Here is a 23,921-nt window from a genome sequence, read left to right as displayed (position 1 = left end):
GGCAGTGGGGGGCCGCGTACCACGCGCCCGGCCGAGGCGGCCCCGACTGGGGCCGTGGGGGACCCAGAATCCTGGGGCACGGGGAGCACGTCATGAACCTACGAGTGCGCGTAGTTCACTGCGGCGATCAACGCTGGTACGCCGACATCGACGACGCCGATGATCCGCAGCCCGACGATCCTTTCTGGTACGTCGACAACTGCCGATCCCAGACGCAGGCCCTCGAATCCGCCTGCGCCGAACTTCGCCTGCTCGCGGGCCGCATGGTCCGCGGCGACGAGATCAACCGTGTACTCGATGTGACCGGCGTACCGGTCTGAGTCCACGCAGGAACCCCGGGCCGGCGCTAGTTGGGAGCGCCGGCCCGGACTCGTCTCAGCCCACCGGTGGTACGGCGGGACAGCTGCGGCCGCGCTTCGGGACCTCGCGTGCGATCAGGTAGTCGTCGATCGTCGACTGCACGCACGGACTGGTCGTGTAGCTGCCGTGGCCCCAACCCTCGTAGGTCAGCAGCCTGCCGTCGTTACCCAGTTGGCGTGCCACGCTCTTCGCCCAGTTGTAGCCGGTGGCCGGATCGTGGATCGCGTTCGCGAGCAGGACCGGAGTATCCAGGCCGTGCACCTTCAACCGATGCTGCGGATTGGTGGCCGGCGGCTGTCCGAGGCACATCGACACGGCCATCAGCTGACCTGGGTACCGCATGTCCGGGTTGTTCCGTGCCAGCCGGGCGAGAAGACCGGCGTACTCCTTGTAGTCGCTGACCTGCAGGTTCCAGTCCTGGCAGAACACGGCCAGCGGGTTCGATGCCAGTCCGGGCGGGATCGGCGGCTGCGCGGTCGGCGGCGCGCTGGCGTCGAGCTGCTTCAAGGTGTCCGCGAGCGCTCGCCACTCCGGGTCGTAGAGCTGGCGGAACACGTAGAAGCTCAGGTTGAACGGTGTGGTCGCGACGTCCGGGTGCTGTGGGTCCGGCACCTCGCCACGGTCGGCACGGGCCAGGAGGTCCGTCCACAGGGCGTGGATGTCGCGCCCGTGCAGGGCACAGGTCGTTGCCGAGTCGCACCATTTCACGAACTCCGAGAACGAGTCCTGGGCCGCCTCGGCCTGGTCGTCGACGAACTCCTTCGCCGACGCCGCGCTGTGGTCGGCCACGCTCTCCAGCACCATCGCGCGCACCCGGCCCGGGTACGTCTCGGCGTACTGCCCGCCGAGCACGGTGCCGTACGAGCTGCCGTGGAACGAGATCGCCGACTCTCCGAGCGCCGTGCGGATCGCGTCGACGTCGCGCACCGTCTGCCAGGTGTCGATGTGGTCGTACACCGGCCCGGTGTGCTCGCGGCAGTCGGTCGCGAGCTGCTTGTTGTAGGCGATGGTGACGCGGAACGCCGTGGCGCTTTTGATGATCGGCGACGGCTGCTGGGCCAGCAGTGCGGCCGTGCACTTCACCGGGTTGCTGCGAGCCACCCCCCGCGGATCGAAGCTCACGATGTCGAACCGGTCCTGCAGGTCCTCGCTGAACCGGAACATGCCGGTCTTGATCCGGTCGACGCCCGAGTCACCGGGACCACCCGGGCCCCACATCAGTACGCCGACCCGGTCGCTCGGGGACTTCGCAGTACGCCGGGCGATCGCGAGGCCGAACGTCGGTCCGTCCGGGTGATGCCAGTCCACCGGCACCTGCAAGGTCGCGCACTGCGATCCCTTCACTTCCTCGGGATCGTCCTTGCCCTCGGGCTTGCAGTCGGACCACTGCACTGTCACCGGCTTGGGTACCTCGGCCGGCGCGGGCACCGCGGTCAGACCCGCCGCGGCGAATCCCAGGACCACACCCCACGCGGTGGTCCTGAGCACTTGTCTGGCTGTCATCAGGGGAATCTCCTGTCTGGGGAACTCCCTCGATCCTCAGCAACCGTTTGCCTACGCACATCGGGGAGCAGCCCTCGACACACCCCGGGCGCGGCTTGGGGGACTTGTTAGGGTCGGGTCGATGACCGAGACGACTGTTGCCGCCCCGGCCGGCACGAAGAAGCACGCGACCTGGTTCCGCACGGTGGCGATCGCCGAGGCGATCTCCTGGACCGGTCTGCTGATCGGAATGCTGTTCAAATACGTGCTGTCCGACAACGAGCTCGGGGTGAAGATCTTCGGCCCGATCCACGGCGGCATCTTCATCGTGTACGTGCTCACCGTGCTGCTGGTGCGTGGCCCGTTGCGCTGGTCCTGGCCGGTCACGCTGCTCGCGCTGGCGGCCAGTGTTCCGCCGCTGTTCACCTGGTTCTTCGAGATCTGGGCGGTGCGCACCGGCCGGATTGACGACGGCCGGGACACCGCCGTACCGTCCAGGGCGTCAGCTAACTCAACAGCCGCATGAACCCGTGCGGGAGAGACCCGGGCACGACCCGGGCGCCGTAGGAGCAACTCTCCCCAAGAATCTCTCAGGCACCTTCACCGCACGGGCGAGGCACCTCTGGAAGACGTCCCCGGACGTCTGACAGAGCGGGGAGGACACCAAACGGTCAACGGCGACCGGAAGGAACCTCCACACGATGGCGATCAGCGTCTTCGACCTGTTCAGTATCGGGATCGGCCCGTCGAGCTCCCACACCGTGGGACCGATGCGAGCCGCCCGCACCTTCGCACTCGGCCTGGCCGATGCCGGCCTGCTGGCTGCCACCGCGACCGTCGAGGCCCAGCTGTTCGGTTCGCTGGGCGTGACCGGCCACGGCCACGGCAGCAACAAGGCGGTCCTGCTCGGTCTCGAGGCCGAGGACCCCGAGACCGTTGTCACCCACTCGGTCGACGCACGCGTCGAGACGATCCGCGAGCGCGGCCGGTTGCTGCTGGCCGGCACCCACGAGATCACGTTCGACGAGAACGCACACCTGGTGATGCACCGGCGCAAGGTGCTGCCGTACCACCCGAACGGGATGACGTTCGTGGCCCGGTCCGCGGACGGCGGCGTACTGCGGGAGCGTACGTACTACTCGGTCGGCGGCGGGTTCGTGGTCGACGAGAACGCGGCGGCCGGGGACCGGATCGTGCCGGACACGACCCCGCTGAAGTACCCGTTCACGACCGGCGCCGAGCTGCTCGAGCGGTGCCGCGAGTCGCAGTTGCCGATCAGCGAGGTGATGCTCGCCAACGAGCTGGCCTGGCGGACCGAGACCGAGATCCACGACGGCCTGCTGCACATCTGGCAGGTGATGCAGGACTGCGTCCGCGAGGGCTGTGAGACCGAGGGCATCCTGCCCGGCGGCCTGAAGGTGCCGCGGCGGGCGCACGCGCTGCACCAGAAACTGAGCCGCGACCCGTGGTCGGTGGATCCGCTCAAGGTGATGGACTGGGTCAACCTGTTCGCCCTCGCGGTGAACGAGCAGAACGCGTCCGGCGGGCGGATCGTCACCGCGCCGACGAACGGCGCCGCGGGCATCATCCCGGCCGTACTGCACTACTACCGCCGGTTCGTGCCGGGGGCGACCGACGACGGCGCGGTCCGGTTCCTGCTCACCGCCGGCGCGATCGGCGTGCTGTACAAGGAGAACGCGTCGATCTCCGGCGCCGAGGTCGGCTGCCAGGGCGAGGTCGGCTCGGCCTGCTCGATGGCGGCGGCCGGGCTGTGCGAGGTCCTCGGCGGTACGCCGCAGCAGGTCGAGAACGCGGCCGAGATCGCGATGGAGCACAACCTCGGCCTGACCTGCGACCCGGTCGGCGGCCTGGTGCAGATCCCGTGCATCGAGCGGAATGCGATGGCGTCGGTGAAGGCGATCAACGCGGCCCGGATGGGGATGCACGGCGACGGGGTGCACGTGGTCACCCTCGACAAGGTGATCAAGACGATGCGCGAGACCGGCGCCGACATGAAGATCAAGTACAAGGAGACGTCCCGCGGCGGCCTGGCCGTCAACGTCATCGAATGCTGATCACCACGGCACGGTCCCGGTCAGGCTCAGATACTCACCGGTCGGTCCGTCCGGGCCGATCTGGGCCAGCCGGACGATGATCTCCGCTCCCTGCTCGACCGTCTGGTCGCCGCTGTGCCCGTTGAAATCGGTCGCGGTGTAGCCGGGGTCGACCGTGTTGATCCGCAGTTCCGGCAGTTGCCGCGCGTACTGGACGGTGAGCATGTTGAGAGCGGCCTTCGAGGAGCCGTAGCCCGGTGCGGGGACCCAGACCGGGACCGCGGCGGAGTGTGCCTGTGGATCCGTGGCCGTGGCGATCGAGCCGAGCCCGCTGGACACATTCACGACGACCGGGTTGGTGCTGCGCTCGAGCAGCGGCAGGAAACGGTGCAGCATGCGGACCGGTCCGAACACGTTGACGTCGTACGTCTGTCGCAGGTCATCAGCCCTCAAGTCCCGGGCGGTGCGCACCTGGCCGAGAATGCCGGCATTGTTGATCAGTACGTCGAGCCCGCCCGCCTCGGCCTCGATCTGAATCGCCGCGTTGTCGACGGACTCGTCGCTGGTGACGTCGAGCGGCACGTATCGCGCGCCGAGAGTGGCCGCGGCCTCCTTGCCTCGCTGGGGATCGCGGGCGCCGACGTAGACGGTGTGCCCGGCGGCGATCAGCCGGCGGGCGGTTTCGAATCCGAGGCTCTTGTTGGCCCCGGTGATGAGTGTCGTGGTCATGCACCCAGCCTCGTGCCAGGGGTTTCGGCCAGGTAGTACCCGCGATGTCCTAGGGAACGGCAGTACCAGGCTGGCTGGTGTGGTGCGCGGAATACTGGGTGCATGAGCGAGCTGGGCCGGACACTGCACGCGTGGCGGGATCGGGTGACGCCGGACGCGGTCGGCCTTCCGGCGGGCGGCAAGCGGCGAGCGCCGGGACTGCGCCGGGAGGAGCTGGCGCACCTGGCCGGAATGTCGGTGGACTACGTCGTCCGCCTCGAGCAGGGTCGATCGGACTCGCCGTCGGTCCAGGTGCTGACCGCGCTGGCCCGGGCACTTCGGCTGTCCGATGCTGAGCGCAACCATCTCTTCGCGTTGGCCGGCCAGGTGGAACCGTCGCCGGGGAGAATCTCGGCGTACATCCCGCCCGGTGTGCAGCGGATCGTGGACCAGTTGGAAGGTGCGCCGCTGTGCGTGTGCGACGCCGCCTGGACGGTGATCACCTGGAATCCGCTCTTCGCGGCCTTGATCGGTGATCCGTCCGAGTGGCGTGGCCGGTGGCGGAACATCATCTGGCGCCACTACGCGGCTCCGGGAGATCGCGTCGTACAGACGCCCGAGCAGCAGCGGACCTTCCGGGCCGCGATGGTGACGGACCTGCGGGCTTCGATCGCTCGCTACCCGCACGACCCGGAACTCAAGGGGCTGATCCATGAACTGCGGGCCGGCTACGACGCGTTCGCCCAGCTGTGGGATCAACCGGTCGTCGGGTTCCATCAGACCGAGCAGAAGACCATCAATCACCCCGATCTCGGTTCCATCGTCATCGACTGCGACGTACTCACAGTGCCGGGCAGTGACCTGCGCATCGTGGTCTACACCGCCGCGCCGAACAGCGAGGCCGCCGAGAAGTTGCGCCTGCTGTCGGTCGTCGGCCTGCAGACGCTCCGGTGATAACTGAACTCACCGGTCCCATGACGGAGCGGAATCCTACGCGCGCGTAGTGGTAACTCGGCTGCCGGAAGGTTGCGATCTAGCGTGGAATTTCTTCCAAGGGCTGTTTGAAGCGCTGGTGCACCAGATACTCTCCGGGACTTGTGAGACCGATCGCTGCCGTGGCCGCCCGCCGCCCGCCCTGGCAGAACCCGCAGCGGCTGCGACAGGTCGCCGGCGTCGCCGGCGCGCTGCTGCTGCTCTACCTCGTCCTGGTCCTGGTCGCTCTCCTCGGCGGCCCGCGGCTGGGTGCGTCGTTCCTGCCGCTGCCCGGCGGCGGACCGAACCCGGCCAACCCGGTCGCCGGGCTCCAGCCCAGTCAGCCGACCAAGAACATCCCGACGATCCCGGGCCGCAGTACACCGACCCCCGGTTCCACGCCCGTGAGCACGCCGTTGCCGCCAGCAACCACCCCGGACGAGACGACCGGCACGGGCACCTCCGTCGTCAACAGCGGAGTGAAGACACCTTGCCCGACGCCGGTGGTCAAGCCGCCGCAACAGGTCGTCGATCAGTACGATCCGACCACCCCGGTCGGTACCAAGCGGCCGCCGACGCACACCACCGCGCCGCCGCCTGACCCGACGACCGATCCTCCGGGCCGCCCGACCACACCACCGCCCACGACGCCGTCGAACCCGCCGACGACTCCGGACGACCCGGGACCGCAGGATCCGGATCCGAACCCGCCGCTCACTCTCGGCGGTCTGCTCGGCGGACTCCTGGACACACTCGGGCTGTAGGAGCTCAGCCCACCGGGGTTTGCAGGATGGTGTCCGCCACCAGTGCGGGTGCGTCGTTCATCGGGACGTGACCGCAGTCGAGCAGCGGAATCATGCGGGCGCGCGGGAGTTGCAGGTGTGCTCGCGCCGCCTGGGTCGGGATGAGAACGCGGTCGTGCGTGCCCCACGCGATGGTGACCGGGATGTCCGGTACGTCGCCGTCGAACGTGATGCCACTGCGGGCATGCGCGGCGACACGATCGAAGGCGGGTGCGTCGCGGAGGGCGCGGGTCTCGGCGACCACGGCGTCCGGATCGCGCAGGGCCGGGCGGTGGTAGATCGCGCCGGTCATCACCCGTCGGCCGGCGGCCGTGTGGGACAGCCGCCGTACGGTCGCTTCAGGGGTACGCCGGGCGACCCGGCGGAGGTTGGTCAGCAGGCCGATGGCCCAGGTGCGTTCACGGGGCGTCCAGAAGCCGGCCGGGGAGAGCGCGGTGACGGACCGAGCGAGACCGAGTTGACCCATGCGGAGCGCGACCAGGCCGCCCATCGAGTTCCCCGCGACGTGCGGCCGGTCGATGTCGAGCGCCGTACAGAAGGCCTCGATCGCGTAGGCGAAGGTGTCGAGCTCGTTCGGGATGCCGGCCGGTACGTCGGGTGACTCGCCGAAGCCGGGGAGGTCGAGGGCGATCACGTCGCGGTGTTCGGCCAGCCGGTCAAGCACCGGGTCGAAGGCCTGCCGGTGGTGACCGATGCCGTGCAGGAGCAGCAGCGGCTCGCCGGCTCCCTTGCGGTGGTAGGCGATCTCCACTCCCGGGACGCCGGCCACGGCCACGGTTGCGATGGCGCTCATCACCTCATCCTGACCGCGGGACGAGATCTTGTCATCGTGACATGGTCGATGTCACATAACCTCGGCACGCCTCAGTAGGCTTCGACCTCGGTCGTCGACGCGTTGCCGTCGACGGTCGGTTCGAGGTTCACCTGCCAGGACTCGTTCCGGCCGAAGGAGCGGTCGAACTTCTGGAACGAGCAGCCGGCGCTGAACTGACGACGCTCGGAGTTCCAGTCCGTACCGCTCTTGTAGTAGATCCGGTACCTGCCGCCGATCCGGGTGATCGTGGCGGCCTTGTTCGCCTGGACGAACATCATCACGTGCGGCTCGCTGGGTGGGTCGCCGTCGTTGACGACCGAGATCGCGACGTCGTTCGCCGTTCCGTTGGTGACCTTGATCCGGCCCGTGCCGGAGTCCCCCTCGCGGACCAGGATCTCGCCGTTGTCCGGTCGTTCGCTGTCGGGCGCCGGGCCGGGATCGGGCAGCGTGGCGCCGAACTTCAGCTTGAGCTTCGTCAGGGCCGCGATCGCGGTCTTCAGGTCGGCGCGCAGCGTCCGCTGGACCTTCTGCGAGGTGTACGCGACTCCGCCGCAGCGCGCGTTCAGCTCGGCCTGGTCCGAGTCGGCCAGTGAGACCGCGGCGATGCCCAGGCTGTCCTGCAGCAGTGCATGCACGGCGGTCAGGCGGCTGGTCACCGTGGAGTCGGCAAGTCGTGAGGAGGCGGTGTTCAGCGACTCCGCCAGGCTTGTCATGGTCTGAGCCAGCGCCTCGGCGGTGCGCACTCGGGTGAGGCTCCGCAGATCCTTCGCCAGGCCCTGTTCGAGCTTCGTCAGTTCCGTCTGGTACGCCGCTGTCCCGAGGGGCCCGGTCGGGGTCGACGAAACCGGCGCCGAGGACGACGCACCCGCCGGCGTCGAGGGCGCACCCGAGGCATCGTCCTCGGCCGGACCACCACAGCCAGCCACCAGCCCCAGCACCGCAACACCGGCCCAGAGCACGCAGAACCGCTTCATGCACGTCCCCCCAGGTCGCCCCACAACCCTTGTGCCGCACAGGGTATGCGCACCGGCCAAGTCCGTGCGAGTCCAGCTCTAGCTTCTGGGAGCGGATCTAACGAACGGGAAGGCGAGGGTGGCGCGGATGTTCTGGCCGGTGAGCATCATCATCACGCGATCCACACCGATACCGAGGCCGCCGGTCGGGGGCATCGCGTACTCGAGGGTGCTGAGGAAGTCCTCGTCCAGGGACATCGCCTCGGGGTCGCCGGCCGCGGCCTTGAGGGACTGCTCGGTCAGCCGGCGGCGCTGCTCGACCGGGTCGACGAGCTCGGAGTACGCCGTACCGATCTCCGCGCCGAAGGCCACCAGGTCCCAGCGTTCGGCCAGCCGCGGTTCGGACCGGTGGCTCCGGGTCAGCGGTGACGTCTCCAACGGGAAGTCGGTGTAGAACGTCGGCACGGTCGTGGCCGGCTCCACCAACTCGTCGTACAGCTCGAGGACGAGCTCGCCCGCGGTCAGTTCGAAGGTCGTGTGTACGCCGTGCTTCGCGCACAGCTCGCGGAGTCGCTCGACCGAGGTGTCCGCGTCGATCGTCGTACCCACGGCCCGGCCGACGGCGTCGTGCACGGTGACGACGGGCCACTCACCGGAGATGTCGATCTCGCCGTCCGGCCGCTGCACCACCGGCTTGCCGAACACCGCGGTCGCCGCCTCGATCAGCAGCTCGCGGGTCAGCTCCCGCATCACGTTGTAGTCGGCGTACGGCTGGTACGCCTCGACCGAGGTGAACTCCGGGTTGTGGGTCGCGTCGGCGCCCTCGTTGCGGAAGTTCCGGTTCAGTTCGAAGACCTTGCCCATCCCGCCGACACTCAGCCGCTTCAGGAACAGCTCCGGCGCGATCCGGAGAAACAGTTCGGTGTCGTAGGCGTTGATGTGGGTCGCGAACGGCCGCGCGTTGGCGCCGCCGTGGACCGCCTGCAGCATCGGCGTCTCCACCTCGATGAACCCGCGCGCCTCGAAACCGTTGCGCAAGGCCCGGACCGCTGCGCTGCGCTGCTGCATCATCCGGAGCGAGTCGGGGTTCATGATCAGGTCGAGATGCCGCTGCCGGACCCGTGCCTCCGGATCGGTGAAACCCTTCCGCTTGTCCGGCAGCGGGTGCAGGCACTTCGCCGCCATCAGCCAGCTGGTCACCGCGATCGACAGCTCGCCGCGCCGGCTGGTGACCACCTCGCCGGTGACGCTGACGTGGTCGCCGATGTCGACAAATCGCCGCCACTGCTCGAGCGCCGTCTCGCCGCAGTCTTCGGTCGTCAGCATCACCTGAAGCTGCGCCAGGCCGTCCTGCAGCTGGGCGAACGACAGACCACCGTGGTCCCGCAGCCGCATGACTCGCCCGGTGATCGACACCGTGTCGCCGGTGCGGTGGTCGGCCGGCAGGTTCGGGTGCAGTGCGCGCACCCGCTCCAGCGTCTCCGTCCGCGGCACGCTGACCGGGTAGGGATCGATGCCCGCAGCAATCAGCTCGGCGAGCTTGGTCCGGCGGATCAGCTCCTGCTCGGTGAGCTTGCGATCGGGCAGCGCCGGCCGCAGCAGCTCCTCCTCCTGCTCATGTACGGCGGTAGCGAACGCGCCGCCGTCCGCGGCCATGATCGCGTGTCGCTCGGCGGTCGCCACGGTGTCGACCCGCGTCCACGGCCTCGGCGCGGGCAGGAAGCCCTCTGCGGTCCCCGCCGCCAGCAGCACCTGCGCGAGCGACGCCCCGCGGGAGTAGCAGATCAGCCGTGGGGACCAGCGCGGCAGGTACTTCTCGTTGGACTGGTAGAGACTCTCCAGTTGCCAGAAGCGTGAGGCGGCGGTGAGGAGCGCGTTGGTCAGCCGCAGTACCGGCCCGGCCCCGACCCGCTCGGCATCGCTGAAGATCTCCCGGAACATCGCGAAGTTCAGCGAGATCCGGTGCAGTCCAAGGTCGCCGGACGCGTCCACCAGCGATGTGACCATGAACTCCATCAACCCGTTCACGGACTCTGGGTCGCGCCGCATCAGGTCCAGCGAAACGCCTCGCACACCCCACGGCACGAACGACAGAAGCCCGCGGACCTCGCCGTCGGAGTCGCGCGCGATGACCATCACACAGCGCGCGTCGGACGGGTCACCCAGTCGCCCGAGCGCCATCGAGAACCCGCGCTCGGTCTGCGCGCCACGCCACTGCTCGGCCAGGCCGACGTACTGCGCCAGGGCCTCGGGCGACAGGTCTCCGTGCCGGACGACTTCCGCGTGATAGCCGGCCCGCTGGACCCGCGTGACCGCCTGCCGGACCGGCCGCATGGTCCGGCCTTCCAGTGTGAAGTCCGCGACGTCGATGATCGCCTCGTCACCCATCGACAGCGCGCGCAGGCCGGCGTCGACGTAGGCGTGCGCGCCCTCCTCGCTCACCGACAGGACCGCGGGCGACCAGCCGTACGTGCGGGCTTCCGCGAGCCAGCGCTGGATCGCGCCGGGCCAGGCGACCGGATCGCCGAGTGGGTCGCCGCTGGCCAGGCTGACCCCGTTGACCACGCGGTACGCGATCGCCGCCTGCTTGTCGGGGGAGAAGACGACCGCCTTGTCGCGCCGGGTGGCGAAGTACCCGAGCGAGTCGCGCTCACCGTGCTCCAGCAGCAGGCGGCGTACGTCGAGCTCCTCGGGCTGAGTGAGGTAGCGGACCCGGCGGACCGAGCGCAGGAAGATGGCGAACGCGATCACCAGCGTCGCGGCCGAGATCGCGCCGACCGTCAGGCCGATCCAGCCGTGGCCCTCGTGCCCACCCATCCGGTTGCGGGACTGGCCGAAGGCCGCGACGATCGCCCAGCCGATCTTCTCCCGTTGACCGGTCAGGGTCCTGGGGAAGATCTGCGTCAGCGTGATGCTGACCGCGATCGAGATCAGCATGCCGGTGACCAGCGCTCCGATCGCGAGCCGCCGGGTGCCGGGCGCGAGCCGGGCCGGGAACGCGCCCCGGATCGTCCACAGCAGCACGATGATCGCGATCACCACGACCACCTGAACGATGCCGAGCTCGAGGTCCTTGACCGTGGCAGGGCCGAAGTCGGAGAGCAGCTCGGCGTCGTTCGGATTGGCCAGCCGGACGCTGGTGAACGCGACGGCTGCGGTCTGTGCCAGTAACCAGAGGGCTTCGAAGACCCACAGCACCCAGAGCAACGCGGCGCGTTTGCCGCGCAGGAGCGCGCTGCCGACGACGGCCAGGTAGACCGCCGGGAAGAAGGTGTGTCCGGCCGGGATGCCGAAGAAGTCGAACGCCTGGTCGACCCGCTTCACGTACGCCGGGGCGAACAAGTGCAACGGGATCGCGATGAACGACCAGACGGCGGCGGCCACCACAACACGTCCGACCCACACGGCAGCGCGATGCTGCCACGCGGGAATCACCTCGGCTTGTTCCGACCGCACGCAGCGATCATGCCATTACTTCGCCGCGACTTCGGTCGTGCTAGGTCTACCTCAAGGGTATAGCTGAGACGACAGTCAATCCGTTGGTCCGGGTGCGACGCTGTCGGACATGGTGACCGTCCCGTATCGCTTGATGCGCAACGTGATGGTCGCTGCCGGCGTGCTGTACTGCAGCCTGTTGCTCGAGGCGGTGGCCGGCTATCCACTCGACGTACACCAGTCATTCCTGAGTGAACTTGGTGCGCGGGATCAGGCAACCAGTCCGTACGCGCGCGCGATGGACCTTGGTGCCGGTGTGCTTGTGCTGACCGCCGCGGTCCTCGGGCGGCGCGCGGCACGGATCCATCGCGATGTAGCGGGGCTGCTGATCAGTTCCGCGGTCTTCGGCGCCGGCACGTTGTTCGACTCGCTGTCGCCGATGAACTGCGCGCCTTCGGCCGGCGACGACTGTCGAGCCGCCGGGTCGGGGCTGGTACTGCACGAGTTCACGTCGACGCTGGCCGGGCTCGGAAGCATTGCCATGGGCACCTTTGCTCTGCTCGTCCTGCGAAGAGCGGCCGGGGTCCGGGAGCGGCTCGTCGCGGTCCTGGCGGCCGCCGTCGTCGTGACCCAGGCGTGGCTCGGGATCGAGACCTCGGTCGAGGTGCTCACCGGCAACGATCTGCATCCGCCGGGCATCCTGCAGCGGGTGTCGATCCTGCTGGTGTGCATATTCCTGGGGACAGTACTGCCCGGCGTGAGGCACGCTTGCTCTCGATGACCGTCACCTGGATCGTGCTGCCCGGCCTGGCCGAGACTCCGGAGGAGTTCGCGCGGGTTGTCGAGTTGTTGCCGGGCACCGAGCTGCGCGTGATCGATCCTTGGCGTACGCCGGTCACCTCCGCTGTCGACGAGTTGCGTACGGCGGCCGGCGTACCGGTGGATGCGGAGATCGGATTGGTCGGTCATTCGATCGGCGGACTGGCCGCCTTGCGGTGGGCGCTGACCCGGCCGGTCGAGGTGGTCAGTCTCGTGCTCGTCGATACCAGTCTCACCTCGGAGACCGGGGTGCGGTGGCTGTATCCGGGGACGCGGGGTGATCGGGCGGTGCGTGGGTTCCTGCGGTTGCTCGGGCGGATCGGCGTACCGCAACTGCGGGGACCTGGGCTGCGGCGGCTGATCGTGCGGATCGGCAGCGCGACGAAGCGGGATCTGTTGTCCAAGGCAACTGAAAGGTCCCGGTACGGCGATGCGTCGTCGTGGCTGCTGTTCTGGGACGAGCTGGCTGGGAGCTGGGAGCTGGCGACCGAGGTCGCACGCCTGGTCGCCCCGCCGGTTGATGCGATCGCGCCGACCGTGCTGCTGGTCGCCACCGGTGGCAGTTCGCGCTTCACCGCCAACCGGTGGGTGGCGGGTCAGCAACGGCTGGCGGACGCGCTCGGTGGCTCGGTCGAGGTCCTTCCGGACTCCGCCCACCTCGTCCACCTGGACCGCCCGGACGCAATCGCCGCGGCCGTCCGACGGCGGGCGACCTAGGTCGTTGTGGTGAGGGTTGGGGTGGGGAGCTTGCGTTGCCAGACCTCGTCCAGGGCCATGCGCATGGCGCCGGTGACTACTGCGTCCTCGGCCAGGGCGGACAGCTCCAGCTTCGGGTGGTTCAGGGTGAGTAGGCGCAACTGGTCGGAGATGGCGTCGAGCAGTACGGCGCCCGCACGGGCGACGCCGCCGCCGATGACGACGGCGGTCGGGTCGAGCACGAGGATGGACGGCGCCAGCGCGCGGGCGAAGTCGCGGGCGACCTGCTGCACGACGGCTTGAGCCACCGGGTCGCGCTCGGCCGCGGCCGCGAACACGTCGGCCGTGTCGAGCTGCTCTCCACCCAGCTCGGCCAGCCGGGACTTCGGGTTGTCCAGTGCGGCCTGCCGGCCGAGAGCTGCGATCGCCTCCGAGCCGACCGCACGCTCCAACGGGCCCCGGCTGTCCTCCGGGTTGATCACGTCGTCCGGCGCGGTGGCGATGAAGCCGATCTCGCCGGCCGCTCCGGTGCCGCGATGCAGCCGTCCGTCGATGACGATGCCGGCGCCGAGTCGCTCGCCCCACTGCACTGCCAGCAGTGTGCCGGTGCCGCCACGCGCGGCGGCGATGGCGAGGGCGGCCAGGTTGGCGTCGTTGTCGAGCATCACCGGGCAGTCCAGCAGACCGCGGACGTGCTTGATCAGGTCGATCGCAGACCAGCCCGGCACACTCGGGACCAGCTGGACTCGGCCGGTGTGCTCGTCCACGATGCCGGGGCTGGCGGCGACGGCAGCAGCCACGTCCTCGGCCGGTACTTCGGCCTCCGCGAGAGCCTCGGTGATCACCTCGCTGATGACCCCGAGCAGCTCCTGGGCGGTCCATCCGGGTCCGGAGCGCCGTACCAGGGAGAGCTTGCGGCCGGCCAGGTCGGAGACGCCGACGGTCACCCGGTGCGGACCGACGTCGAGGCCGAGCACCGGCGCCGCGCGGCCGCGCAGCGACACGCGGATCGCCGGGCGGCCGAGCGAGCGGTCCGCCGAGTCGGGGCCGTGCTGCTGCAGCCAGCCGGCGTCCAGGAGTTCGTCGACCGCCTGTGCGACGGTCGGTCTGGCCAGGCCGGTCCGTTCGACCAGCTCCGCGACCCGCAGCGGTGCCGGTGCGGAGCGCCGTACCGCGTCCAGGACCGCCGCGACGTTGATCCGCCGCAGCATCGTCGTACCGCCGCCGCCGACCGTTCCCTTGCCCATGTCCGACCCCTTGCCTGCCACCCGCCCATCCTATATAGAAAGCGAGCGTTCATAAATTACCGTGATTCCCGTGTCCGCAAGCGGCTGGCGGTCGCCGACTGCGTGAGTCGACAACTATCACCCACTGGGGGTCCCGATCCTCCAGCACACGCATCAGTGCCGGAATCGGACCCGCGACCTGCGGGGTGTCCGGTCCGCTGTTCAGTCCTGCACAACGGTCCGGGCGAAACTGCTCAGTGCCTCCCGATCCGGTTGCTGGGTCTTGGTCATCAGGCTCGCCACGTGCTTCTCCACCGTCCGTGGCGAGATGTGCAGCCGGGAGGCGATCGACTTGTTCCCGATCCGGTCGACCAGCAGCCGGCAGACCTCGTACTCGCGGGTGGTGACCCCGAGCTGACGCAGGTGTGCGGGCACCTGCTCGGTCCCACTCCGCCGCTGCGAGACGGTTGCCCCGAGCTGACGCAGCAGACTACGGCAGGCACTGGCCACCGCCGGCACCTCCGCGTTGTGGAAGTAGTCCTCGGCCTGCCGCAGCCACGCGACCGGCTCGCCCCAGCCGTCCGCATGGGCCGGCTCGGCCACCAGCCGAAGACCCAGATAGCGCGCCATCGGGTAGAGCGACGCGGTCTCCAGCGCCTCCAGCACCTTGGCGTTGGCCGCGTCCACCCGGCCGTCCCGGCCGAGCAGTACGGCGTGCGCCAGTTGGACGAACTGCTTGTTCCACCGCATCCCACTGGCAGCCGCGGCGGTGATCGCCTCGAAGTGCGCCCAGCCGTTGCGGCCGGACAGTACGCCGAGCAGCAGGCCCAGACCGTACTTCCCCGAGGTGTGCAGGGTCGTCGGGTTCTGCGCGTCGTACGCGAGGGCCTGCGCCATCTCGGAGTCGGCCAGCTCGCGGTTCTCCTCCAGCAGCGCGCAGAACGTCCGCGCCAGTCCGTAGGAGTACGGCAGCTCGTACGACGCCCGTTCGCCACCCCAGTTCGCGACCTCGGCCAGCGTCGCCTCCATCGCCGTACGACGGCCCTGATGCGCCTCGAGGATCGCCTTGGTGGACAGGAAGTACGTCGCCGAGCGGCCGAGCCGCAGCCGCCGGGTCACCTCCAGGCACTCGTCGATGATGACCGCGGCCTTGGCGTACTCCGACCGCAGGATCGCCTGCTGGCCGAGGATGCCGTCCACCTCGTAGGCGAGCGGGATCGCGCCGATCCGCAGCGCCTGCTGCCGGGCCCGTTCGAGCTCGGCGATGCTGCCGTTGGCCAGGCAGATCGTGCCGGCCTGGAAGATGTGCGAGCACACCCGCTGGAAGGTCATGTTGTGCTCTTCGGCCACCAGCCGGGCCCGGTGGAAGAAGTCGATCGACCGGTCCAGGTCGTGCTCACGGGACAGGATGCCGAGCAGTTGCAGCGCATCGCACGCCACCGCGGGCAGCTTGGCGCGTTCCGCCGCTTCGGCAGCGCGAGTGGCGAGCTCGGTGGCAGCCTTCAGCCGGCCGGGACTGGGCCGGGCGAGCTCGAGGTGTGCGGCGATCGCATCGACCGGTGCGAGGTCGGCGTCGCCCGCGTCGATGCCGAGTAACGATCGCGCGGTCGCGACCTGGGTCAGTGCCGCGGACCAGCGGCCTGCCATGTGTTCGAGATTGGCCAACTGGACATGCAGGGCGGCGACCCTGCTGCTGTCGAGGTTGCGGTCGGCCATCTCCTCGATGGTCGCCGCGTGCTCGGCGCTGCTCTCGAACTGGCCGGTCTCACTGAGTGCGATCAGCAACGACCCCAGTACCTCGGCGCGGTAGATGGTGTCGGGATCGCCGGCCAGTAAGGCGTTCGCGCGTTCCAGCAGGTTGACGGCCGAGGCCATCGACCCCTCGTCGAACGATCGCCGCCCGGCCATCGCGAAGAGCCGCCCGGCTCGCCCGTTGTCGCCACCGGTCTCAGCCAGTTCCGCGACCATCGGACACCACTCACCCGGCAGACCGGGATGCAGTTCCTCGATCGCATCGGCACACCGTCGTGCAAGTTGAGAGCGCTCCGTCGGTGTCAGCCCGGCCAGCAACGCATCCGCGGTCAATGGATGCCGGAAGGCGTACCAGTCCGGAACGGGCTCGTCCGGCCCGACCAGTTGCGCCGCAAGACCGGCGCGCAGCGTGGCCAGCAGCAATCGCTCGTCGGTCCCAGTCGCCTTGCGCACGACGCTCAGCGGGAAGCGATGGCCGATGACCGCGGCAAGCACCAGCAGGTCACGCGACTGCGGTCCGAGCTGGTCCGTCCGGCTACTGATGCTGCGTACAACGGCCGCCGGGACGGTGGTCTGCAGGCCATCGACCACCTGGACGCTGCCGTCCTCCTTTGACAGCAGCTGTCCGGTCCGGCTCGCCTCCTGCAGCAATTCCTCAACGATAAAAGGGACTCCGGCACTGTCCCGCCACAGGCTGTCGACCAGTGCATCGGGCACGCCGTCCACTGGGACCTCGAGGCACCCGGCCGCGAGCTCACCCACCTCGGCACGGTCCAAGGGCTGCAGTTCGATCAGGCCGGCCGCTCCACGCTGTGCGGACAGTTGGGCGAGCTCGAAGGCCGCGCAGGTCTCCGAACGAAGTGTGGCGACCAGAGCGATCGGCTGGTCCTCCAGGTTGTCGAGCAGATACTCGATCACAGCGAGAGTCTCCGGATCGGAACCGTGCAGATCCTCCAGCACCAGCAGACAGCCGCGGTCCTTGCCGACCAAGGCCAGCAACCGCAGGACCGCCTCACCGAGAACGACAGTGGAGGTCGCAGTGTCATGGCCCGTCCCGTCGTCCCAGTCCGGCACCAGACGGCCGAGCACCTGGCGGTACGGCCCGAGTCCATCCGCCGCAGGCATCTCGCCGCGACGGATCAGCGACAGCAACGCCTCCGTGAACGGGCGGAACGCAACCATCGTGCCGATCGCTCCGACGCGTCCGCGCAAGGTTGCCATCGCATCGTCCAGCGCCCGCGTGGTGGCGACTCCGGCCAGCCGGCTCTTGCCGATACCGGGCTCACCGACGAGGAAGACCGCACCTCCGTGACCGCCACGGGCTGCAGCCAGCAGGCGGTGGAGCTGATCGATCTCCCTGTCTCTGCCGACCACTCCGGGCGCACGGGTCTGCATGCTTGCCAACTCTAACGACGTATCGCTGCCACCGCAGCGGATCGGCGGGGCCGGCCGGGCACCCTCGGGTGACCGGGCGACTCCGCCGATCAAGCGCTTGCTGGCAGGCTCAGGCTTCGATCGTGGGCCAGGTGCTGAACGCCCCGGCGTTGGCGACCGCCGCGATGGCGAACGCGCTCATCCCTACGGTGCCCACCAGTGCCATCGCGCGGGCACCGACGTGGACGCGCTTCGGCAGAGTGATCGGGCCGAGTGGGTCGGTGGAGTCCGGGCGCTCGAGCTGGGCGTCGCGGATGTCGTCTTCGTGGTGCTGGGCGGTCATGCTGTTTCCCCTGTCGCTGTGGGGCGTCCGCGCTGTGATGGGCGCTTCGACCCGGTGGATGGTTCGAGCAGCAGGACGGACGGGACGCGTTCGGAGAACGCCAGCCGGAGCAAGCCGTAGCCGATGCCCGCCAGGCCGGTCAGCAAGCCTGGTGACGGAACGGCACGGGGTGTCCCGCACTGTGGGCCGTACTGCTGTACTGCTGCGAGCACCAGCCCGGCCCGGCGTCGCCGGACCGCCTCAACAGCTGGGTGTTCGCGTTCGGCGAGCCACACCAGTGGCTCCACCGCGCCGAGCTCGCCGTGACACAGACTGAGGTCTGCGAGCACCGGACGTTCAGTTGCGGTCCTCAGGTAGGCGTCGAGGTCCGCGGGTACTCCGGCCGCCAGCCGGGCCAACGCGGTCCCGGCGTCACCGGAGCACCATCCATGGCCGCCGGACCGGGTCCGCCGGTCCAGGTCGGCCGCCGTACGCGCGGCATCCGTGTACCTGTCGCCAGGTACGCCGTACTGCCCGAGAGTCCAGGCGATGCCCTGGTAGCCGCGGGTGAACCCATGGTCCGGAGCGGCCAGGCCGCCACGCAGCCCTTGATCCACAGCGGCGACCAGTTCGTCGGCGTACCGCTTGGCCAGGTCGGCCGCGGCCGGGATGCCTTCAATCGCTTGCATGGCGGCGAGTCCACCCGCCGCACCCTCGGCGTACGTCGGGAACTCGGTCGGCTCGGGCTTGAGTCGTTCGGTCAGTTCCAGGGCCGCGTGCAACCAACTGGTGAGCTCGGAGTCGTCGAGCAACGTGCTGAGCCGGTGGAGGCCGTAGCTGATCCCGCCGAGGCCGTGCAGCCCCGGTCCGACGAGCTGAGCCGTCTCCAGGTCCGCGGACAGACTCTCCAGCACCATGGGGATCGGGCGGATCGCGTCACGCGCCAGTTCGCAGTACTTGCTGGCTCCGGTCAGCACACCGACCTGTGCGAGGAACAGCGCCGTACCGGTGTAGCCGTTGGAAAGCCCTGCGCCCATTGGGCGGATGGCCCAGTGATGGTCGTCGAGCAGTTCGAGGCCGAGCCAGTTGGCGGCACCGCCGCGTTCGCTGATCACCTGCGCCACGATCTCGTCGGCGATGTCGGTGGCAGCCGCCAGCAGGCAGCCGGGATCCGCCTCGGTGGCGCCGACGCCGCGCCGGCCGGCGGTACTGGCGTGCACGATCGGCTCCGGCCGGGTGGCGAGGGACGCTGAGATCAGCCACTTCTGCCGGTGCTCGTCGATGTCGTTGAGCCCGGCGATCTTCGCCTCGACCGCGGCGAGCCCTTCGGTGGCAAGGATGTCGGGGATGCGCGTGCCGTCGGACGCCCACAGGTCGCGGCTGTCCGGCCGTGCTGTGAAGAGCGGTACGTCGCCCGCCCACATGTCAGCCAGTTCGTACGGCACCACGTCGCGCAGTGACTCGTCGGCGTCCCACAGCAGATCCAGCAACTGACTGCGACCTGCGGCGTTCCGCAACGCGTCGGGGTGCGTCGCCTCGTCCAGCAAACCCGTGTAGAGACTGGTGTTCCGCGGCACGAACCGGATCCGGTCCTGCGCGCAACGGCGTACCAGACCGTCCGGACCGATCAGCTCGTCGCGGTGCCAGGCGATCGCCTCGTACGCAGCCCGGAACCCTGTCAGGACGGCGATCTCGTGATCCCGTGGCTCCATCACGGCGCCGTCGAGATGTGGCCGGTTGGCAGCGCCGGGCGTCTTGCCGGGACGCCTGATGAGGTGCATGGAGTCCAGTCCGGCGTCCGCCCAGTCGACGACGCTGGAAGGCGCAGTCGCGTCCGCGTCGCCGCCGAGGCCGGACATGTCCGCGACGCCGTGCTCGCCGGCGACCAGAAGCGGTAGCAGCGCTGTGCGGTAGACCGAGCTGAGCAGCGTCCGGTACGCCGGGTCCTGGCTGAGTGTGCCGGCCGGTAGGTGGCTCGGATGAAACAGGGTCTCGACGTCCACGAGCACCGGTTGGTCGCCGACGGCGATCAGGTTCTCGTAGTGCATGTCGGTGCCGTCCAGCACGTACAGCAGTGCCAGCAGAGCGCCTTGCCGCTGGTAGAAGCGGCGTACCTCGGCCAGGTCCTGACAGGGCTCGGGTACGACGTACTCCAGCCAGCCGTAGCCGCGGCGGGCCAGCAGATCGACCGTGCGGATGCCCAGACCGGTCTTGCCGTTCAGCCAGGCGACGAACTCGTTGAAGTGCCGGTGCAGGTCGAGCGGCCGGGGCTTGTAGACCACCCGCCGTCCGTCGGCGAAGGTGAGGGTTGCGGTGGACCGGCCGCCGCGGTGGGGATCGCCACCGGGGTCGATGGCGGTCAGCGCGCCGGGATCACGGCCGTCCAGCAGTCCGGTGACGAGCGACTCACGGTCCTCGGCGAGCCGTGCCAGCAGTTCGAGGTGTCCCTCGACGCCTTGCCGGCACGACTCGCCCAGGACCCTGGCCAGCACCGGGTATGCGGCCAGGAAGTCCGCCAGCTCGCTCCCTCCAACGAGCCGGTGGGTGAAGTCCAGAAAACGTTCGGCCGGGGTGTCACCGGCCAGCTCACCGCGGTCCCGGGCCCGAGCGAGCTCCAGCACCAGCGTCCGCGACGCCAGCTTGACCAGTCGCAACCCGAGCCGCTGCAGGAACTGCTCGGCCAGTACGCCGGTGTGGCCGGCCACCGCGAGATCGCGGCGGGCCGCGGAGAGTAGTGGCTCCAGGCAGCGCATAAGCGCCTGCCGCCAGTCGGTGTCAGGCCCACCCGACGCCCCGCCTGCCCCACCTGACGTGTGGCTGGCTGCGGCGCCGGTCCCTGCGGGGCCTCGACCGGCGGCAGGCGCGGTCTGGGTGGAGGTACTGCGCTCCACGTACTCGGCCCAGGCCGGTGCGGTCTGGGCCAGCTCGTGCGGGCGCATCCCCGCGGACCACCAGGCTGTGCGCTGGTCGGTCCGGGCAGGCCCGGCGGTCGCTGAGTTGAGCACGCGGACAGGCTGCCATTGCCCACCCGCTCGGGGCATGGGTATCCGGCCCCCATATTTCCTGGGAGCTGGTGGTCCGGGCGTGGGGCAGCACCTGCCGCGGGGTGACGACTGGGGGTTGACCACCCCGCGGCAGCAGCGCCCGGCCGGTCGGCCTCTGGTGGAAGGACAGCCGGCTCAGGTAGGGAGCGCTACGGCTCCCAGCTAGGTGTCTGCACTCGTCTTCGGCCTCCTCTGTCCGCGAAATCTGGAAGGAACGCCCGGAACGATGCCCCCACGTCCTGGGGTCCGGCAAGACCTCCGTCTACCCAATTTCGGGATCGCCGGCGGGCACGGACAGATGGGTGCCGCGCGGTCCGAACATGGGGGTCGCGCACCCATGTGCGATCGGGCCGGCCCTGCCACGGTGAACACGTGCTTGCCCCTGTCACTCCCGGACTGCCCGTCTCAGCCCATTCGGTGCTGGACGTCGTACCGCAGCTGCCCGGTCAGTCGGCTGCGGCCGCACTCCGGGAGACCGCGGAGGTGGCACAGGCTGCCGATGACCTCGGGTATCGCCGGTTCTGGGTGGGGGAGCAGCACGGCGTCCGAGGCGTCGGCAGCGCGGCACCGGCGGTACTCGCGGCAGTCCTGGCCGCACGGACGGACCGGATCCGGCTCGGCGCCGGCGGGGTCCTGCTCACGAACCATCAGCCGCTGGTCGTGGCCGAACAGTTCGCCGCACTGGCAGCGGCGTACCCGAGTCGCATCGATCTCGGCGTCGGCCAGCAGTACGGCCTGGTGCCCAGTACGGCGGCCGCACTCGGCGGCAGTGCCCGTGATGCCTTCCCGCAGCGGCTGGACGAGCTCTGCGGGTTCCTGCGCGACGGACTGCCCGGCCGCGCACCTGTGGGCGACGTACGGCTGTCGCTGGCCGGTCTGCCGCCTCCTGTGTTCGTGCTGGCCGACCACCCGGGTGCCGCCGCGACGGCCGCGGTACGGGGGCTGCCGGTGTTCCTGGCGCATCACTCCGCTGCCGCGCCGACTCCTGCGGCGGTGGCGGCGTACCGGGATCACTTCGAGTCGAGTGGGCCGACGGTGAAGCCGTACATGGCTGTGACCGTTGGTGTCGTGGCCGCCGACTCGGAGGAGTCGGCCATCGTCCGGTTCGCCGACTACGTCCGGGTGAAGACCCGGCTGGCGACGGCATCGCCACGGGCGACTCCGGCCGAGCTGATGGCTCTGCTGGATCCACCGCTGACCGGACGGGAACGCGGCCGCGCCGAGCGGCTGCTGGACGACCCCGGTCACATCGTCGGCTCGCGAGCGACCGTGGTGTCCGCGCTCGGGACGCTCGCGGCCGAGACCGGCGCCGACGAGATCATGCTGGTCCCGCTGGCTTTCGACGGCCTGGTCCGGTCGGCCATCCTCCGGACCATCGCCGCCGGCCTGACCAAGTCCATCCGGACCGTCCCCAGGCACGCCCCACCCCTCATCGCCACCGCCTAGTCTGGATCCTGCCGACCCAGGACGTATCTGATGGCCCCACGCCTACTGCGCGGCACTCGGCACGGCACCTCGCCGCACTGGAGCAAAGGCCACGATGAAACCACATCGAGGCCTCCACTCCAGCACGCCGATGCACCGCACCGAGCACCTGCTCGCGACGGCGTGGGACCATCAGATACGTCCTAGCGAAAGGCAGATTCATGTCACGGGAGCGGGAAGTCGTCGAGGCGTGTCCGACCGAGCTGTTCATCGGAGGCAAGTGGCAGACGGCCGAGGGCGGCAAGTCCCTCGCGGTCGAGGACCCGGCCACCGGTACGACGATCTGCGACGTCGCCGACGCGAGTCCGGCGGACGGACTGGCGGCCCTGGACGCCGCGGTGGCCGCGCAGGCCGAGTGGGCCGCCACTCCGCCTCGCGACCGCGGCGAGATCCTGCGGCGTACGTATGAGCTGATGACCGAGCGGGCCGACGAGCTGGCGCTGCTGATGACGCTCGAGATGGGCAAGCCGGTTGCCGAGTCGAAGGGCGAGATCGCGTACGCGGCCGAGTTCTTCCGCTGGTTCGCGGAGGAGGCGGTCCGGATCGAGGGCGGCTACCAGATCGCGCCGAACGGCAAGGGCCGGTTCCTGGTGATGCGGCAACCGGTCGGGCCGTGCCTGCTGGTCACTCCGTGGAACTTCCCGGCCGCGATGGGCGCACGCAAGATCGGCCCTGCCGTCGCGGCCGGTTGCACGATGGTGATCAAGCCCGCCAGCCAGACACCGCTGTCGATGCTGAAGCTGGCCGAACTGATGACCGAGGCCGGGCTGCCGGCCGGCGTACTCAACGTGATCACCACCCACGACGCCGGTGGCGTGATGGAGCCGCTGATCCGCGACGGCCGCGCCCGCAAGCTGTCCTTCACCGGCTCGACCCAGGTCGGCCGGAAGCTGATCGAGCAGGCGGCCGGCCAGGTGCTGCGGACCAGCATGGAGCTCGGCGGCAACGCGCCGCTGCTGGTGTTCGCCGACGCCGACCTGGACAAGGCGGTCGACGGCGCGATGCTGGCCAAGATGCGCAACGGCGGCGAGGCCTGTACGGCGGCCAACCGGATCTACGTCCAGGCGCCGGTGATGGACGAGTTCGCCACTCGACTGACCCAGCGGATGGACGCGCTGAAAGTCGGCCGCGGCACCGAGGACGGCGTCGACGTCGGCCCGCTGATCGACGCGACCCAGCGGGACAAGGTGAAGGACCTGGTCGACGACGCGGTCGCTCAAGGCGCTCGGACGCTCACCGGCGGATCGGTTGCTGAAGGCAACGGATACTTCTACCAGCCGACGGTGCTGGCCGACGTACCGTACAGCGCCCGGCTGCAGAAGGAGGAGATCTTCGGCCCGGTCGCGCCACTGACCCCGTTCGACACCGAGGACGAGGCGGTCCGGATGGCGAACGACACGGAGTACGGGCTGGTCTCCTACCTGTTCACCAACGACCTCACCCGTGCGCTCCGCGTCTCCGAGAAGCTCGAGACCGGCATGATCGGCCTCAACCAGGGCATCGTCTCCAACCCCGCGGCACCGTTCGGCGGGGTGAAACAGTCCGGCCTCGGCCGCGAGGGCGGCACCGTCGGCATCGACGAATACCTGGAGATCAAGTACGTCGCGGTCAACCTGGACTGA

Annotated in this window: 18 protein-coding genes and 1 riboswitch; of the genes, 8 read left to right on the top strand and 10 right to left on the bottom strand. The window is 69.6% G+C overall.

The genetic code is table 11. The annotated features are described in order from the left end of the window. Window positions 1-98: 98 nt before the first annotated feature. Window positions 99-326, bottom strand: coding sequence for a hypothetical protein (locus ACGFH6_RS06415; protein WP_393381012.1), 228 nt, complete (start codon window positions 324-326; stop codon window positions 99-101). A 49-nt stretch (window positions 327-375) separates the two neighbouring features. Next, complete coding sequence (locus ACGFH6_RS06410; RefSeq protein ID WP_393381010.1) at window positions 376-1,863, bottom strand: alpha/beta hydrolase; 1,488 nt, start codon at window positions 1,861-1,863, stop codon at window positions 376-378. Between the two features lie 121 nt (window positions 1,864-1,984). Between ACGFH6_RS06410 and ACGFH6_RS06405 the strand changes: the two genes are divergently transcribed. Together ACGFH6_RS06405 and ACGFH6_RS06400 are read left to right on the top strand one after the other, a co-directional pair. Beyond that, the gene (locus ACGFH6_RS06405; protein WP_393381008.1) at window positions 1,985-2,368 is read left to right on the top strand and encodes a DUF3817 domain-containing protein; all 384 of its coding nucleotides are present in this window, start codon (window positions 1,985-1,987) and stop codon (window positions 2,366-2,368) included. Then, window positions 2,366-2,458, top strand: a riboswitch (glycine riboswitch). It overlaps the preceding gene by 3 nt. 85 nt (window positions 2,459-2,543) lie before the next feature. Further along, window positions 2,544-3,917: an L-serine ammonia-lyase gene (locus tag ACGFH6_RS06400; RefSeq protein WP_393381006.1), complete on the top strand. Its 1,374-nt coding sequence runs from the start codon at window positions 2,544-2,546 to the stop codon at window positions 3,915-3,917. On the opposite strand, the gene ACGFH6_RS06395 is transcribed toward ACGFH6_RS06400, so the two are convergent. Further along, on the bottom strand, window positions 3,918-4,625 hold the full coding sequence (locus tag ACGFH6_RS06395; protein WP_393381005.1) for an SDR family oxidoreductase: 708 nt from the start codon (window positions 4,623-4,625) through the stop codon (window positions 3,918-3,920). Window positions 4,626-4,727: 102 nt separating this feature from the next. On the opposite strand from ACGFH6_RS06395, the gene ACGFH6_RS06390 reads away from it, so the two are divergent. Both ACGFH6_RS06390 and ACGFH6_RS06385 read left to right on the top strand, forming a co-directional pair. Continuing rightward, window positions 4,728-5,558, top strand: a complete 831-nt coding sequence (locus ACGFH6_RS06390) for a helix-turn-helix transcriptional regulator (RefSeq protein ID WP_393381003.1) — start codon at window positions 4,728-4,730, stop codon at window positions 5,556-5,558. Between the two features lie 143 nt (window positions 5,559-5,701). Continuing rightward, window positions 5,702-6,340, top strand: a complete 639-nt coding sequence (locus tag ACGFH6_RS06385) for a hypothetical protein (protein WP_393381001.1) — start codon at window positions 5,702-5,704, stop codon at window positions 6,338-6,340. Between the two features lie 4 nt (window positions 6,341-6,344). Here the strand turns inward: ACGFH6_RS06385 and ACGFH6_RS06380 are convergent, their stop codons facing one another. The 3 genes from ACGFH6_RS06380 to lysX form a co-directional block, all read right to left on the bottom strand. Continuing rightward, the gene (locus ACGFH6_RS06380) at window positions 6,345-7,172 is read right to left on the bottom strand and encodes an alpha/beta fold hydrolase (protein ID WP_393380999.1); all 828 of its coding nucleotides are present in this window, start codon (window positions 7,170-7,172) and stop codon (window positions 6,345-6,347) included. 71 nt (window positions 7,173-7,243) lie between these two features. Continuing rightward, window positions 7,244-8,167, bottom strand: coding sequence for a hypothetical protein (locus ACGFH6_RS06375; protein WP_393380997.1), 924 nt, complete (start codon window positions 8,165-8,167; stop codon window positions 7,244-7,246). Window positions 8,168-8,245: 78 nt separating this feature from the next. Beyond that, window positions 8,246-11,602 carry a bifunctional lysylphosphatidylglycerol synthetase/lysine--tRNA ligase LysX gene (gene lysX, locus ACGFH6_RS06370; protein WP_393380996.1) on the bottom strand — a complete coding sequence of 1,119 codons (3,357 nt, stop codon included), beginning with the start codon at window positions 11,600-11,602 and terminating at the stop codon, window positions 8,246-8,248. Window positions 11,603-11,711: 109 nt separating this feature from the next. Here lysX and ACGFH6_RS06365 point away from each other — a divergent pair, with 109 nt between their 5' ends. Together ACGFH6_RS06365 and ACGFH6_RS06360 are read left to right on the top strand one after the other, a co-directional pair. Beyond that, a complete protein-coding gene (locus ACGFH6_RS06365; RefSeq protein WP_393380994.1) occupies window positions 11,712-12,362 on the top strand; it encodes a DUF998 domain-containing protein in 651 nt (216 codons plus the stop codon). After that, window positions 12,359-13,117 carry an alpha/beta fold hydrolase gene (locus ACGFH6_RS06360; protein WP_393380993.1) on the top strand — a complete coding sequence of 253 codons (759 nt, stop codon included), beginning with the start codon at window positions 12,359-12,361 and terminating at the stop codon, window positions 13,115-13,117. The genes ACGFH6_RS06365 and ACGFH6_RS06360 overlap by 4 nt, the downstream gene beginning before the upstream one ends. Here ACGFH6_RS06360 and ACGFH6_RS06355 read toward each other — a convergent pair. The 4 genes from ACGFH6_RS06355 to ACGFH6_RS06340 all read right to left on the bottom strand — a co-directional run bounded on the left by ACGFH6_RS06355 (window position 13,114) and on the right by ACGFH6_RS06340 (window position 20,775). Then, a complete protein-coding gene (locus tag ACGFH6_RS06355; protein ID WP_393380991.1) occupies window positions 13,114-14,364 on the bottom strand; it encodes an ROK family protein in 1,251 nt (416 codons plus the stop codon). The genes ACGFH6_RS06360 and ACGFH6_RS06355 overlap by 4 nt on opposite strands. 180 nt (window positions 14,365-14,544) lie before the next feature. Further along, the gene (locus tag ACGFH6_RS06350; RefSeq protein ID WP_393380990.1) at window positions 14,545-17,469 is read right to left on the bottom strand and encodes an ATP-binding protein; all 2,925 of its coding nucleotides are present in this window, start codon (window positions 17,467-17,469) and stop codon (window positions 14,545-14,547) included. 109 nt (window positions 17,470-17,578) lie between these two features. Beyond that, the gene (locus tag ACGFH6_RS06345) at window positions 17,579-17,791 is read right to left on the bottom strand and encodes a hypothetical protein (protein WP_393380988.1); all 213 of its coding nucleotides are present in this window, start codon (window positions 17,789-17,791) and stop codon (window positions 17,579-17,581) included. Further along, a complete protein-coding gene (locus tag ACGFH6_RS06340; RefSeq protein ID WP_393380986.1) occupies window positions 17,788-20,775 on the bottom strand; it encodes a type 2 lanthipeptide synthetase LanM family protein in 2,988 nt (995 codons plus the stop codon). The genes ACGFH6_RS06345 and ACGFH6_RS06340 overlap by 4 nt, the downstream gene beginning before the upstream one ends. A gap of 411 nt (window positions 20,776-21,186) precedes the next feature. Between ACGFH6_RS06340 and ACGFH6_RS06335 the strand changes: the two genes are divergently transcribed. Both ACGFH6_RS06335 and ACGFH6_RS06330 read left to right on the top strand, forming a co-directional pair. Continuing rightward, window positions 21,187-22,260 carry an MsnO8 family LLM class oxidoreductase gene (locus ACGFH6_RS06335; RefSeq protein WP_393380984.1) on the top strand — a complete coding sequence of 358 codons (1,074 nt, stop codon included), beginning with the start codon at window positions 21,187-21,189 and terminating at the stop codon, window positions 22,258-22,260. Window positions 22,261-22,460: 200 nt separating this feature from the next. Further along, window positions 22,461-23,921 carry an NAD-dependent succinate-semialdehyde dehydrogenase gene (locus tag ACGFH6_RS06330; protein ID WP_393380982.1) on the top strand — a complete coding sequence of 487 codons (1,461 nt, stop codon included), beginning with the start codon at window positions 22,461-22,463 and terminating at the stop codon, window positions 23,919-23,921.

The sequence above is a fragment of the Kribbella sp. NPDC049227 genome, assembly GCF_043197265.1.
Taxonomy (GTDB): domain Bacteria; phylum Actinomycetota; class Actinomycetes; order Propionibacteriales; family Kribbellaceae; genus Kribbella.
This window is presented reverse-complemented; position numbering and strand designations above follow the sequence as displayed.

Coding starts and splice junctions, on each gene's coding strand:
- ACGFH6_RS06410 (WP_393381010.1), bottom strand. CDS start 1,863: ATGACAGCCAGACAAGTGCTCAGGACCACCGCGTGGGGTGTGGTCCTG.
- ACGFH6_RS06405 (WP_393381008.1), top strand. CDS start 1,985: ATGACCGAGACGACTGTTGCCGCCCCGGCCGGCACGAAGAAGCACGCG.
- ACGFH6_RS06400 (WP_393381006.1), top strand. CDS start 2,544: ATGGCGATCAGCGTCTTCGACCTGTTCAGTATCGGGATCGGCCCGTCG.
- ACGFH6_RS06395 (WP_393381005.1), bottom strand. CDS start 4,625: ATGACCACGACACTCATCACCGGGGCCAACAAGAGCCTCGGATTCGAA.
- ACGFH6_RS06390 (WP_393381003.1), top strand. CDS start 4,728: ATGAGCGAGCTGGGCCGGACACTGCACGCGTGGCGGGATCGGGTGACG.
- ACGFH6_RS06380 (WP_393380999.1), bottom strand. CDS start 7,172: ATGAGCGCCATCGCAACCGTGGCCGTGGCCGGCGTCCCGGGAGTGGAG.
- ACGFH6_RS06375 (WP_393380997.1), bottom strand. CDS start 8,167: ATGAAGCGGTTCTGCGTGCTCTGGGCCGGTGTTGCGGTGCTGGGGCTG.
- ACGFH6_RS06365 (WP_393380994.1), top strand. CDS start 11,712: ATGGTGACCGTCCCGTATCGCTTGATGCGCAACGTGATGGTCGCTGCC.
- ACGFH6_RS06360 (WP_393380993.1), top strand. CDS start 12,359: ATGACCGTCACCTGGATCGTGCTGCCCGGCCTGGCCGAGACTCCGGAG.
- ACGFH6_RS06350 (WP_393380990.1), bottom strand. CDS start 17,469: ATGCAGACCCGTGCGCCCGGAGTGGTCGGCAGAGACAGGGAGATCGAT.
- ACGFH6_RS06345 (WP_393380988.1), bottom strand. CDS start 17,791: ATGACCGCCCAGCACCACGAAGACGACATCCGCGACGCCCAGCTCGAG.
- ACGFH6_RS06330 (WP_393380982.1), top strand. CDS start 22,461: ATGTCACGGGAGCGGGAAGTCGTCGAGGCGTGTCCGACCGAGCTGTTC.